The organism is Bacteroidota bacterium (genome assembly GCA_016711505.1).
In the GTDB taxonomy this organism is placed as follows: Bacteria; Bacteroidota; Bacteroidia; order AKYH767-A; family 2013-40CM-41-45; genus JADKIH01.
On record JADJSV010000009.1, the window covers coordinates 77666 to 91789 of the forward strand.

Sequence of the window (14124 nt, forward strand, 5' to 3'; positions counted from 1 at the left end):
TTTTGCCGGATAATCGTGCAAGTGTGACCTCTGACCTCTGACCTTTGACCTTTTCAACAGACTACTTACTGTCATCCTTCTCGCCCGCATTCGCATTGATCGCTCCGGACAAAATTCCTGTGTAGGTGATTTTATCGTTCAGTACTTCGATGGCTTTTTTCACTTCCATATCGTGAGTCAGAGATTCTTTGATGCGTCCTTGCTGATAACCATAGCGTGAAGCGATCTCATCTTCGAGCAATGAAACGATATCTGTTTTATTTTTTTCGATGTCTTCCTGTTTGTTGTGTTTCAGTTTGGACTGAAGAGTTTCAATATCTGTTTTCAGAGTAGATAAATATAATTCATCCTCCGCATTCTTTTTGAAATCTTCAAGTGATTTTTCACTTTTTGTGATGTAGTCATATTCTTTGTCAGAAATATAGCTCAGGAAATCCGTCCAGTCTGCATTAGACAAAACGAAATCGCCTGCAGGAATAGTGGCATGCAATGTTCTGTAACGTGATGCATAATCGAAGATGATACTTTTGCTTACGAGACTATTGCAGATAGGGTTCATTTTTTTCAACGTCGTAGTATAATCAGGTTTTATTCCTCCGCCGTCATAAACTTTTCTGCCTGCTTTAGTTTTAAATTCACTTACCAGTGAATCAGGAATTTTTCCTACACTGCCATCTTCGTTTCTGTGAGTATAATCAAGGGCCTGAATACATCGTCCACTCGGAATATAATACTTCGAAGTTGTAATTTTCAATTGCGAATTATATGAAAGCGGACGAGTGGTCTGAACGAGACCTTTTCCAAAAGTACGCTGACCGATCACAACTGCTCTGTCAAGATCCTGAAGTGAACCGGAAACGATTTCAGATGCAGATGCAGAACCACTATTTACAAGAACAGCTAAAGGTAATTCAGTATCGATTGCTTCATTGACGGCTTTGTAAGGGCGATCAGCATCTTTGTATCTGCCTTTTGTACTTACAATTTCCTGTCCGCGGGGAATGAAAATATTTGAAGTGTTCACAGCTTCGTGTAATAGTCCGCCGGGATTTCCACGCAGATCTAAAACCAAACCTGACAAATTATTTTTCAATTTCAATTCTTTCAATGCTTCGGCAACATCTTTAGCGCAATTTTCTGTGAAGCTGTTCAGTTTAATATATCCGATCTTATTATCAAGCATTCCATAATACGGAACCGGTTTAACTTTGATCTCTTCACGCATGAGAATTTTTTCGAAAGGCTTCTCTTCACCTTCGCGTTTAATTAGTAATTTCACTTCAGTCTTTGGTGAGCCTTTTAATGCACGACTGATCTCATCTGTTTTTTTATTTTTTGTTGTCTTCCCATCAATTTCAAGAATGACATCTCCGGCACGAAGTCCGGCTTTGTCGGCAGGAAAACCTTCATACGGATCACTTACAATTACATAATCACCTTTCGGTCGTATTACAGCACCAATTCCACCATACTGTCCGGTCGTCATGAAGCGATAGTCTTCAATGTTTGATTCCGGAATGTAGTTGGTATAAGGATCAAGGCTTGAAAGCATTTCATCGATTCCTTTCTTCATTATTTTTCCCGGATCAACCGAATCGACGTAGTACATATTTACTTCACGATAGAGTGAAGAAAATATGTCGAGGTTTTTCGAAACCTCAAAATAATTATCGACGAAGGAATATGAAGTTATGGAAGCGATAGCAGTAAGGACAATTACTATTTTCAGCTTTTGGGTTTTGAGGAATTTTTTCATTTAACGTTTTTCTTTCCTGCAGATCTCGCTGAAGCGACAAATAGCTGCAGATTTTTTATTTCCCGCAGATCTCGCAGAACTCGCAGATTTGCCGCAGATTTTTTTAATTTAATTTCCAATCAAAAGTATTACTTACTCAGAAGTAAAATTTCCCGCAGATTCCGCGGATAAATTCGCGGATAAGGCGCAGATTCTCGCTACCTATCCAACCAGTGTGACCTTTGACCTCTGACCTTTGACCCTCATTATCACTAGTCTCTACCTTGCATTACCTATGGCAACGGATCATATCCATGTCCGCCCCACGGATGGCACCTTAGAATTCTTTTGATCGCCAGATATCCACCTTTCCAAGGACCGTATTTTTTTATTGCCTGAGTACCATAGACAGAACAGGAAGGTTCGAATCGACAGCTTGGACGAAGCAATGGCGAAAGCGCCAGCTGGTAAAAGCGGATGAGACCGAGAAACAATTTACTAAGAATGCGATTGAAGATCTTTAGCAAAGCGTTGTAATATTTGTTTTATTTTGATGTCGGCCTCAAAGAAACTGATCTGCGTTTTACCGGAGTAATTAAGGAGTAAAGCACATTGCAAATTCCGTTCAGCTAACAACGTATAAATATCTGATTTATTTTTACGATATGATTCGCGCATGAGTCTTTTCATGCGGTTTCTATCAACAGCTTTTTTAAAATTTCTTTTAGGGACACTGAAAGCAATCTGTGCGGGAAAGTCTGTCGGTAAAACAATTGGCAACCACATTAATCTGAAAGGAGCAATGACAATATTTTTACCTGAAGCCACAAGTTCCTCTATAGCTTTGCGACCGTTGAGCCGCTCCGCTTTCCTGAAAGTATGACGGCGGGGCAAAGCGGCGTTCATGAGGAAATTACTTGTTATTTTTCTTGATGTATTGTTCCAAAGCCATCGTCATAGATGGAGCAGCGGGAACAGGCGCCTGAATATCAAGTCGCAATCCGGCGTCAGTTACTGCTTGTGCAGTAGTTGGGCCAAAAGCAGCAATACGCGTGTTATTCTGTTTGAATTTAGGGAAATTTTTGAAAAGGGAAGTTATTCCGGATGGACTGAAGAAAACCAGAACATCGTAATTTACTTCTGCAAGATCGGAAAGATCGCTTGCTACTGTTTTATAGATGACAGCTTTAGTATAATCGATAGAATGCGAGTCGAGAGTTTCGAAAATCTCTTGCTTGTGAATATCAGTACAGGGCACTAAGAATTTTTCTTTCTTATGCTTTTTAATGAGATCCATTAAGTCGTTGATCGTTTGTTTTCCAAAGAAAATTTTTCTTTTTCTATAGACAACAAATTTCTGCAAGTAATAGGCAGTAGATTCTGAGATGCAGAAATACTTCATTGTTTCAGGAACAACGATTCGCATTTCATTACAGATCCGGAAAAAATTATCAGCTGCATTACGACTGGTCAGAATTACAGCAGAATGCTCAGGGATAGCAACCTTATCTTTTCTGAAATTAGCAGCAGGGATCGGTTCAACATGAATGAACGGTCGAAAGTCGATTTTTACGCTAAATTTCTTTGATAAATCAAAATAGGGCGACTTATCTGTTTCAGGCTTTGGCTGTGTAACCAGGATACTTTTAACTTTCAAACTACTCATAAATGGGATTTCCGTTTCGTTATAAGATATCGGGGTGCACAGTTGATTATGAAACGATGATCCGGATCAAAATCAACAAGGGCGCGATTTCAAGGGTGCAAAGATATAAAAATAAATAGAGCAGAGAGAAAGAAGGCATACTCAGTCCAACCAACACACCGCGAAACATCCTATAGGCAAAGGCTGTCCCGGCCAGAATCACTGCAATAAGGATGAGCCAGGAGGCTGAAATCATTTGATTATAGGCGATCAGGCAGACAAATGGCAGTAGAGCAATACCTAAGATGTTGTTTATCAGAAATGTATTGAAGATATAGGTGGCCATTTCCCGGTCAAGGTTAAAGAGCCAGCCACTAATTTTAAGTATCAGGAATTTCAGGGTGTATGCTGCAGAAACGATAACTGCAAAAAATAAGAACCTGCTGAAGCCAATTCCGATTCCCCCGATTTCCCAGCCGTAATAAACACTGATGAGATAAAGAAAAAGTGCAGCAATCAGATTAAAAACAATACTCAGATAGACAGATGCTCTTTGAACAAGTATGTTTTCGTCGCGTACAATCTGATTGGTAAGATTATTATTAACGAATGCAACCAGCATTTGCGAGAAATATTTATTGTAAAAAATTCTAAGTGCTGCGAAAACTGCAAGTACAACCAATATGATAGGAAAAACCATATAGGAGAAACGTGAGACCGGGCAATGGGTTCTGCACCTGTGGGGTGAAGCAAATGTCCTTTGTATATATCAGTGTATTTGCTTGCTACCGGTAACGTATCATTGAAATAAATTACTGAATCTGTTTTCCAGTAAGTGTGCAGGGCACTGTCAACATTGACTGATGCTATTCCGGAAGTATCTGTCAGCAATACACGCGAAGCCTGAACCGTGACAGTATCACTTAAAGTATTGGAAATTGAATTGAGCGAATCGACAGACATGCGACAAGGTGTAACGGATTGGGGTGGGAAATGTTGCTACTTTACGGTTTTTTATGAAAATCTGCAGGAAATTTATAAATGATTATTTCCCGCAGAGTTGCGCAGAATACGCAGAAAATCCGCAGAGATCTCTTCGAGATTAAATGTTGTATGATTTTTTAAGATTTAAAATCTAACTTCATTAAAGTCTAATAATATTTTCAATTAATTCCGTAGGAATTTCTGCGGTTTTTCTGCGTATTCTGCGCAACTCTGCGGGAAATTTTTAATGATTTGCTCCTTGAAGAGCTGCACAGAAGTCGCAGCTTTAGCGCAGATAGAATTTACTTGACTGCTTCCGTATCCTTCCCAAGTTTAAACATCCGAGAAATGTTAAAACTCAGTTTGTATCCGCCTTTACCCCATGAATCGAAAGTGTTCACCAGATAATCGTTTTCCAGAATTCCGGATGCGTTGCTGAACATTAATGTAAAAACGTGTCCGCCTGTTTCAATTTCTACTCCGGCACCGATAACATCGAAACGAGGGATGACAAGATTATCTCTTCCGAGAGTTTTTGAATAATCAAATATGATAGATGCGCTTGGAGTGAATTTAAAACGGAAACCACCGGAAAGACTCAAGGTATTGTTATCATCATCGGCACCGACAAAGTTTCTGTGTGTGAATGTTGGAATGACAACAACAGAAAGCCGTGATGAAAACTTTCTGGCAAGAATTAACTGTGAGCAATAAACAAATCTGTAATTATCATTTTTGAAATCTGCAGACTCTTTTACAGAGTAAGCTATGTTTGCAAAAGCTGAAACAGAAACCGGAATTGCATTGTCTGTTGTCTGATCAAGAATTCTATACTTCACTAAACCCTCAAGATCTTCGTTTCTTTTTGCACGTGCTACTCCTACCATCAGATGATCTGTGATCCCATAATGAAATCCGATACGGATATCAGCAGACTGATCAATACCGTACAGGTTATGAACTCCCCCTCCACTTTCCTTTCCCATGTTTCCGAACAAATGACTTATCCGAACATCAAGATTTCTTTTGCGCACAGTTTCATTTGTGTGAATATTGATGAGCTTATTTGTCTTGAACATTGCGAGTACAGGTTCGCGCTTTGGTTTTGATTCATCCTGTAACATTTTGAGCAGATCATCCTGGGCAAAGAGAAATGCAGAAGGAAAAAGGACAATCAATATAAATGCAATTATTTTTTTCATTTACCTGTACTTGTTTTCTGATATGGTTTATATTCAAGTGAAACATGAACTTCAATAATTTCAGCGATGTTTTCGAATAATAATTTCGGGACAGTGATCTTATGATCTTTCAATGCAACTTTAAAATCGGAAATTATTGTGATAGAAGTTCCGCTTCGTTTTATTCTTCCGACAAGAGTTAGCTCCTGCTCTACTCCGTGAATAGTAAGTTTCCCTTTAGCTGTAGCCGGAAATTCGCCATCCTTTGTAAGATCAACTTCTTCATTGATTATTCCTTTGAATGAAGCCATAGGAAACTTATCCGATTCCAAATATTTTTCATTGAAATGTTCCTTCATCAATTCTTTTTCAAAAATAAAATTGCGGACAGGAATAATTACGGCGATCTCACGGGTAAGCAAATTGATCATGCTTCCCGGCTGCTTATTTTCAGCAGTGATATCTTCTATCGGAGCATCAGAAAAAAATGTTACTTCACCTTTGCTGACAGTAAACATATCCTGCGCATTTACAGAAAAAGATAGGCAGATAGCAAGTAAGGAAAACAGTAGATTTTTTATCATCATTTTTCGGGATACCCTTGTTGAATCCATGTTTTTATTTGAAAATAATCGCACGCACTGAGATAAAATTTCTCGGGCATATGTTGCGGATCAGAAAGTGGTAATTCAATTCTGTATTCTATAGTTCCTGTTCGTACCCTGCTTACAACAGTTGCATATTGAGAATAATCATATGCTCCTCTTCCTCCCGGTGCATGACATTCTGTGAAATTGCAATTTGCATTCAGAATTGGTTTGATATGCTCATTAAAAGTGAAGCGAAGGCTGTCGCAGTTCGCCGGTCGAACAATGCTATTGACCAACTTGTCTTTTGAACAGGAGATTAAAGCGCAAACGAAAAACAGGGCTAGAAACCTTTTCATATGAAATTCAAATATAACAATTCTTCAGATACTCTGCGGTTTTTCTGCGTATTCTGCGCAACTCTGCGGGAAATATTCAACCAGATTTTTCTCCCGCAGAGCTGCGCAGAATACGCAGAAAAACCGCAGAGAAGTAAATGGCATAATATTTACATCCGAACTTAAAACTCTCTTTATGATATCCGGCAAATATATTCGTGGCTTACTGATTCTTGCTTTTCTCCTGACAACTATAAAGGTTAATGCTCAAATAAAATCTGATTATCCATTTCCTGTAAATTACCTGGCACTAAAAGCGCAGCAGAATACATATAGGATGGCGTATATGTTAGTTAAACCAACAAAACCAAATGGCAAAACGGTTGTACTTCTTCATGGAAAAAATTTCAATGGTGCATATTGGAAAACAACAGCTGAACTACTCTCAGAGAATGGTTTCACCGTAGTGATTCCTGACCAGATCGGTTTTGGAAAATCCTCAAAGCCGGAAAATTTTCAATATTCCTTTCAGCAATTGTCATTGAACACGAAAATTTTGCTTGATAGCTTAAAGATTCAGTCAGCAATTGTTCTAGGGCATTCTATGGGTGGAATGCTTGCGACAAGGTTTACATTAATGTATCCTGAATTTGTAAGTCAACTGATTCTGGTTGATCCAATCGGACTTGAAGATTACAAATTAAAAGTACCCTATCAATCGATTGACGAATTATATAAAAAAGAAATAAAACAAAATTTTGAGTCGCTTAAAAAGTATCAGCAGGAAAATTATTATCACGGTGAATGGAAACCTGAATATGATCAATGGTTAAATTTTATGGTTGAACAGACAATGCAAAATGATTATCCGGTTATTGCAAAAAACAATGCACTCACAACAGATATGATCATGATTCAACCTGTAGTCTATGAATTACAAAATATAAAAGCCTCCACATTACTGATCGTGGGAAGTCTTGACAAGACAGCATTAGGTAAAGATCAGGTTTCACAGGAAGTACAAAAAACAATGGGAAATTACACCGAACTGGCAGAAAAAACTCAGCGCATCATCCCTGATTGCGAACTTGAAATTATCGAAGGTGCAGGACATTTGCCGCACATAGAGTCATTTGATAAATTCAGTAAAGCACTATTGGATTTTCTTTTAAATTAAACAGTAAATGTTGCAGCTCATAATTGTATAGTCTACTGGCTTTCAGTAAGATTTTTCAACTAAAAACTCTTTCAACAGTCCAATAAACTGCTATCAGTGAAATACAAAGTGAAACCGGAATAGTAACACGGTTTCGATACCAAGGACGATCTGCAAAACGTGTCTGAAAAATCATTACAGCAAGGAGGATGACAGCAGTCTGCCCGGCTTCAACGCCAATGTTAAACGACACAAGAGCTGAAATAAAATCCTTTTCAGGCAAGCCGATTTCTGAAAGCACTCCTGCAAATCCGCAGCCGTGAATCAATCCGAATAAGAAAACAATAATCAGGCGCCACCATTTAAATTCCTTAAACAAAACATTTTCAATTCCGATGAATACAATTGACAAAGCAATCAGTGGTTCAATAATGTTTGAAGGAGGTGCAATGAATCCATTCATGGCCATTGCAAGCGTAATGCTGTGCGCGACAGTAAAACAGGTAACCTGTAGTAATACTATTTTAATCTTAGGTTTAAATAAAAATATTCCAAGAACAAATAATATGTGATCCAATCCAAGTGGAAGTATATGTTGAAATCCAAGTTTCAGATACTCCCAGAACAAATCACCTTTTGACATAGACGAAAAATCATATGCCATTGAATGCGCTTCAGCAAGCTGAGAGGTGAGGAGGAAAATCAGAGAAAACAGTAGTGGTTTTTTCATATCATTATGTGGATTAAAAATCCACAGCTCTTAAGCGAAGGATTATAAATCCTTCGCAGCTGTATCCTTCGCAGCTGTATCCTTCGCAACTTTAACCTTCGCAGCTTTATCTTTCATACAATTACTTAGTAGCAAGCATTGGCTTCATTTCCCATTGCAACAACTGTGAAATATTTGGATTTATCTGCATAGCTTGTTCTATCAACTGTTTTCCGGTTGAAGAATGACCGGCTTTCTTTTTTATAAGACCGGCTTGAAATAAGAGTACCGGATTTTTGGATTTGGTTCGCATTGCCTGAGAAATATATTCATTGGCTTTATTGTAATTACCCAATTTGTAGTAGACCCACGCAAGCGTTTGTTCAACATCGATATTATCGGGTCTGCGGTTATATTCTATTAATGCATGTTTCAGGGCACTGTTATAATCGTAAGCATCAAGATAAGCTATTGCAAGTTCTTTATCTGCATAATGACCGTGTGCTTCTTCGCTTTCATCGCCTTCCATTCCCGCAAGGAGAACAATTACTTTTTGCGCTGATGCAGCAGCTAAGTCCGGCTGATTACTGATTCGATATACTTCTGTTAATTCCTGCTGAAAAGCAAAATCTTCATTCATAGAAAGAGCTTTGCTGATATTGGAAATTGCTTCAGGATAATTTTTCTTTGTCTTATCAATCCTTGCTAATGCAGCGTAAGCCTGAGCAAAAGCCGGACGAAAATAAATTGCTTCACTATAGAGTTCCTCTGCCATTTTGAGATTTCCTGTTTGCTCGTAAATATGTCCAAGCTGCATCCTGCACCATTCAGTTTGCTCCATTCCGGGATAACCCGCGCTGACAGCTAATTCCATTGCTTCAATCGCTCCGGGATAGTCGCCATGAATTTCTCTCAGATAAGATATGCGGGAGTATGACCGTATATCCGGACGAAGTGATGCCATCTTATCAGCCATTGTAATAGCTTTTTCATAGTCGCCATTTTCAACAAAAGCATCGGTAAGAATTCCATATACGGCAGCGCTGTAAGGATTTACTTTCTGGGCAGACAGAGCAACAGGTATTGCTTCATCAAAATGATGTTGCGATAATAAAACAGTTGCTTTACCGATTAAGGCTTCATAGTTTGCAGTATCATTTTTCAGAACACTATTCAAAAGGTCTGCTGCTTTTGCATCATAGTATGCATGATTTCCTGAAGCACGTGATTCCTGAATGTATGCAAAAGCAAGTTTAACCTTTGCTTCGTTGTTACCAGGATTTTTACGTACTACTTCTATCAAAGACTCAATAGCATTTTTACTATTCAACCACTCAGCCGAAGAAGCTGATTCACCTTGACGAAGTTTTAATCCCAACTCAAGAGAATCTTCTTTTCTGAATTTAATGATTGCGAATGTAAAAAATGCAAACAGTGAAAAGAGGATTATGTAAGTGATGTTTTTTTTCATGGGTTGTAATTTGATGTGAAAGAAGGCAGGGACTATTAGTGAAGTAATATTTTAGTGTAAGTGTAAGTGTAAGGAAGTAAATAAAAAGAGGAGAGGTAATGGGAAACAAAACCATCCCCTCTTATTTGCTAAAAACAACCACTATTTTGCAATAGTCACTTTTAATGATTGAACAGTTGAACCATTGTTTTGCAATACGGCATAATATACACCTGCAGACAATGATGACCATTTCAATTCATAAGTATCGGCATCACGCGATTCGTTATTTACAGGAATAGCGACGATCTTTCCGTTTGTATCGTAGATCTTGATAGTCACTTTAGTTTTTGCTGTAACACGGTAGCGGATATTTACTACATCAGATGTAGGATTAGGATATGCTTCCATCAACAATTGCGGAGCTCCAACATTTACTCCCGGATTTGGGTTGATTGAAGTAACAACATAACCACCTGTACACAATCCGTAACCACTCCATGGAAGTTGAACGAATGGGAAAGTCGTGCGGAATGTTGTATCGTTGGTTTCAATACCTGTTGAATATCCTAATACTCCCAGAAGATCCGGAGTTAAAGGATTTCCACCAATTGTATAATCATCATACCATAGACCAATTGCTGCAAGTGCTGCACCGGATACTGCCTGAAGTTCAATACGAGTAACATCATCTTCTAAACGACGACCATTCGGGAAGCCATCCATATTTGGTATTACTTCAATATTTGTATTCTGATTGAAACGTGTATCCGTTAAACCAAGAACAGCAGCCTGAATAATTCCAAGTGAAGAGAAGTCAGGAGAATTTCTTGCAGTAACGGGAACTGCCATATTCAGACGAAGCATGTCGCCGAATGTTGGAAGGAAGTTATTGATAAAAGGTTTACCTGCAGAAAGCGGGTTACCAGGTGTTTTTCCTGTTGCCAGTTGATAAGGTGCAAGGTTAGGAACTCCGGTATAGAATATTGGAAGTAAATCCACAGAACGAGGTTGTCCCTGACGAAGCAAATATTTTCCGAAGATCGCTGTATCAAGTGCAGTTCCGTTTGTTGCCGGATTACCATACAATACATACAGACCATCTTTCGTATTTCCAAAATCAACATTTCCTAAAATTGTTGGTGAAGCACGTTGAATTCGTAGTGATGAAAGTGCAGGTACGGCGCCACCAAATAAACTATCATCCATATACAATCCTAATTCAGGATTTGTAAAATATTCATCGAAGTAAGTTGAATCCTGATATGGTGTTAATGAATTCCAGTAATCTTTCATTCCAATTGGAATCACTGCTTCATTTGTCAATGGCATACCTAAACGTGAAACCTGTACCCAGGCACCGGTGTGCGTTTCTGTACCATCACCGTTAAGAGTACGCAAAGCAGGACGACTTGCAGACGCCCAGACTCCGATCACGAAATCAGAATCAAGGATAGTTGTTGCCTGAGAAACATCTTTACCATCTTTCTGAAGATCTTCAATATCAACTTTGATTGCAATGACGTGAACGTTTTTACATTTCAAACCATCTTTAGGTGCGTCAACTCCTGTACCACCATTACGTGTTTGTCCAAGGTCAAAAATACCACCAAGATCCACAAAGAAAGGATCATCAGCCGGTCCGCAATAAATTTTTTCACCCGTAGAAGCTGTGTTGATAGCATCCTCAAACAATGTCTCATAATCCGGAGCATTTAATCCCACTGCAGAAGAGATCGAACGTGGTCCGATATTATTTGGTGGAACTACACCATTATTAATGATAGTAGTGAAAGCTCCGCCATTGATACTCTTTTCAGCAATATAAGATGTCTTCAGATTTTGTTGTCCTAAACGGATATTGAAGAATGTTGTAGGATCTTCATTCACTTTAGAGAACGTAAAACGATAAGTGATATCATCTCCCGAAGTTGATGCATCATTCTTTACGTGGATTTCATAGCGGACATTTTCTCCGAAGGAGAAATAGTTTGGTCCACCTTGCGGTAATTCAGCCGGAACATAAGCAGCGATCAGCGTTACTTTGTTGGAATCCTCCGGATCTCTGAATGCATACAGATCGGTATTATCAGCAACAGGGTCGTTACTAATTAGCGGAGCTTCTCTGTGGCTCGACGCTGTCAGCTCCGATGCGGGCTGATTAGCCAGGAATAATGCACCACCCACGAGGAGCAGAGCAATTCCCGCTAAGGAGAATTTGGTCTTTGTAGTCTTTGTCATTTTAAAATAGAATTTTGGATAGTTGGATAAATTTTAAGTAATGGCCATTACCTTTTTTAGAACCTACGGAGGAAATATTGATGTGGATTTATCTTTTTCGAAATTCGTAATTCGAGATTCGTGATACGAAGGCCTTGTTCAGAAAAAATTACTTAGCACAAGTGAAAAAACGATTATTTGGGAAAGTAAAGTAGCATAGAATGCTATGGCAAGGTTTTTTGTAGAGCGAAAAACATTTCCATCAAAAAAAATTTAATCTATATAAATAATTTTATTAGTAGTTCTCTGCGCTAAATCTGCGGGATCTGCGGGATCTGCGGGAGAAAAAACACACAGAAATTTTCCGATCGTGCGGGAGAAAAAACACACAGAAATTTTTTCCCGCAGATCTCGCGGAACTCGCAGATTTAGCGCAGAAGATCTCCTCGCTAAATCTGTGGGAGAAAAAACACACAGAAATTTTTTCCCGCAGATCTCGCAGATCCCGCAGATTTAACGCAGAAAATAATACGACTATTAAGAGTGGAGTTATGAAATTATAAATGCAAAAAATATCAACTATTCTTCCCCAGCAAATACATCTTTTCCAAAGTAGGACTCACACTTCCACCTTTGGGTTCAAGAGTAACGGCCCAGGCGTCGGCTTCGGGAATGTCTTTTACTTTTTGAATACCGGAAACTAATTCAAAAACTCCCGCATCAACAGGCTTGCCTCCGACGAGTGCCCAAAGTTGGTATTGCTTGCCTTCATCAGGAACCGGCAGATCAAGGATATCGATATAAGCTTGTTGCGTATTTTTATTCCAGTAAATACGGGCTTCATAATTTTTTGCTGTGTCAGTAGAAAAAAGCTGAATTACTCTTGCCTGCTGATCACGCATTACGATAAGGTCGTTGACATTTCTGTCGTACTCATTTTTAACGAGATTATAATTTTGCGCTAACTGATTTTTATCGTTCAGCAAAGATGAATATCTGTCTTCTGCTTCATTCCATCGTGAATAAAAGAACCATGAAGCGAAAGTGCTGACAACAAGTGCAGCCAGACAAGCGGCTATCATGTATTTGTAAGTAAGAGAATTATTTTCCCTTATCGGAACAACTTTCGCTTTTGGTTTCTTCGAACTTGTTGTTTCTATCGATTCAAGAATCTTAGCCCGAAGTTCAGGACGAGGATTGACTGCATGCGATTCTGCGTAATCGTCAAGTGACTCCTGAACTTTTTGCAATTCTTTTTTCAGTTCCGGATACAATAGCAACTTCTGCTCGAATTCCGTTTTTTCCTGCGGACTAAGGGCATGCATTGCGTACATCTCAACTACTCCTGAGTTTATGTATTCTTTAATATCCATTACTTACTTGAATCAAAATAATTTCTTAACCGTTGTATGGCAGCCCGAGACCGGGTCTTGACCGTTCCGAGCGGTATATTTAATTTTTCCGCAGCTTCTGACTGTGAATACCCTTCGAAGAAGAGTAAATCGATGATCTGTTTATATTCAGGTTCCAATTTCTTAACAATATCGCGAACACCTATCAGATCAGGATCAAACGAGGGTTTGTGATCTGAAATAGATACGGCATTATCAATAGATTGGTTTTTGTTTTGATTTACGAATTCTTTTGAACGTACTTTGTCGATGGAAAGATTCCGGCAAACGTTGACCATCCAGGTAAATAAACGACCTTTTGCAGAATCGTATTGTGTGAAGTTATTCCAGATCTTAAGAAAGGTTTCCTGTAAAACGTCTTCGGCAATTTCATCGTTCTGGACTATTCTGTGAATTACACCATATAAAGCAGAAGAATAATTATCATACAGAATTTCAATGCCGCGTTTATCCCTGTTGACAAGTAGCTGTATTAATTGATCTTCTTCTATTTTGGTTTTTCTCCCCACAAATAGTATTTTGGTTTAGGCGATACAAAGAAACAAAAAATAATCAATCTCATTTCCTGCGAAGGGTAATAATGAAGTGATCAGCTACCCGATCAAAAGGGTAGGTAAACCTCACTGCATTTTCAACCTTTGTCAGGAATTTGAAGGTGGCATTCAGTCTTTTTGGAAAAAATTCAAAATAAGGTGGCGGAACCAAAG

Annotated in this window: 14 protein-coding genes; 1 reads left to right on the forward strand and 13 read right to left on the reverse strand. The window is 38.8% G+C overall.

The window, feature by feature from the left end; translation table 11 throughout:
• Nucleotides 1–61: 61 nt before the first annotated feature.
• The 8 genes from IPL24_11365 to IPL24_11400 form a co-directional block, all read right to left on the reverse strand.
• A complete protein-coding gene (locus IPL24_11365; GenBank protein ID MBK8364243.1) occupies nt 62–1756 on the reverse strand; it encodes a S41 family peptidase in 1695 nt (564 codons plus the stop codon).
• A 272-nt stretch (nt 1757–2028) separates the two neighbouring features.
• A complete protein-coding gene (gene yidD, locus IPL24_11370) occupies nt 2029–2253 on the reverse strand; it encodes a membrane protein insertion efficiency factor YidD (protein MBK8364244.1) in 225 nt (74 codons plus the stop codon).
• Complete coding sequence (locus tag IPL24_11375) at nt 2234–2641, reverse strand: ribonuclease P protein component (protein MBK8364245.1); 408 nt, start codon at nt 2639–2641, stop codon at nt 2234–2236. The genes yidD and IPL24_11375 overlap by 20 nt, the downstream gene beginning before the upstream one ends.
• 7 nt (nt 2642–2648) lie before the next feature.
• On the reverse strand, nt 2649–3401 hold the full coding sequence (locus IPL24_11380; GenBank protein MBK8364246.1) for a uroporphyrinogen-III synthase: 753 nt from the start codon (nt 3399–3401) through the stop codon (nt 2649–2651).
• Nucleotides 3402–3447: 46 nt separating this feature from the next.
• Nucleotides 3448–4080: a DUF4271 domain-containing protein gene (locus IPL24_11385; GenBank protein ID MBK8364247.1), complete on the reverse strand. Its 633-nt coding sequence runs from the start codon at nt 4078–4080 to the stop codon at nt 3448–3450.
• A gap of 586 nt (nt 4081–4666) precedes the next feature.
• Complete coding sequence (locus IPL24_11390; GenBank protein MBK8364248.1) at nt 4667–5566, reverse strand: hypothetical protein; 900 nt, start codon at nt 5564–5566, stop codon at nt 4667–4669.
• Nucleotides 5563–6129, reverse strand: a complete 567-nt coding sequence (locus IPL24_11395; GenBank protein ID MBK8364249.1) for a YceI family protein — start codon at nt 6127–6129, stop codon at nt 5563–5565. The genes IPL24_11390 and IPL24_11395 overlap by 4 nt, the downstream gene beginning before the upstream one ends.
• Nucleotides 6129–6431 (reverse strand): hypothetical protein, encoded by a 303-nt coding sequence (locus IPL24_11400; protein MBK8364250.1) that lies wholly within the window; start codon nt 6429–6431, stop codon nt 6129–6131. The genes IPL24_11395 and IPL24_11400 overlap by 1 nt, the downstream gene beginning before the upstream one ends.
• A 235-nt stretch (nt 6432–6666) precedes the next feature.
• On the opposite strand from IPL24_11400, the gene IPL24_11405 reads away from it, so the two are divergent.
• Complete coding sequence (locus tag IPL24_11405; GenBank protein MBK8364251.1) at nt 6667–7647, forward strand: alpha/beta hydrolase; 981 nt, start codon at nt 6667–6669, stop codon at nt 7645–7647.
• Nucleotides 7648–7702: 55 nt separating this feature from the next.
• On the opposite strand, the gene IPL24_11410 is transcribed toward IPL24_11405, so the two are convergent.
• The 5 genes from IPL24_11410 to IPL24_11430 all read right to left on the reverse strand — a co-directional run bounded on the left by IPL24_11410 (nt 7703) and on the right by IPL24_11430 (nt 13926).
• On the reverse strand, nt 7703–8356 hold the full coding sequence (locus tag IPL24_11410; GenBank protein ID MBK8364252.1) for a HupE/UreJ family protein: 654 nt from the start codon (nt 8354–8356) through the stop codon (nt 7703–7705).
• A gap of 121 nt (nt 8357–8477) precedes the next feature.
• A complete protein-coding gene (locus tag IPL24_11415; protein ID MBK8364253.1) occupies nt 8478–9806 on the reverse strand; it encodes a tetratricopeptide repeat protein in 1329 nt (442 codons plus the stop codon).
• Between the two features lie 141 nt (nt 9807–9947).
• Nucleotides 9948–12026: a DUF4331 family protein gene (locus IPL24_11420; protein MBK8364254.1), complete on the reverse strand. Its 2079-nt coding sequence runs from the start codon at nt 12024–12026 to the stop codon at nt 9948–9950.
• Between the two features lie 554 nt (nt 12027–12580).
• On the reverse strand, nt 12581–13378 hold the full coding sequence (locus IPL24_11425) for an anti-sigma factor (GenBank protein ID MBK8364255.1): 798 nt from the start codon (nt 13376–13378) through the stop codon (nt 12581–12583).
• The gene (locus IPL24_11430; protein ID MBK8364256.1) at nt 13378–13926 is read right to left on the reverse strand and encodes a sigma-70 family RNA polymerase sigma factor; all 549 of its coding nucleotides are present in this window, start codon (nt 13924–13926) and stop codon (nt 13378–13380) included. Before IPL24_11430 ends, IPL24_11425 begins: the two co-directional genes overlap by 1 nt.
• Between the last annotated feature and the right edge of the window lie 198 nt (nt 13927–14124).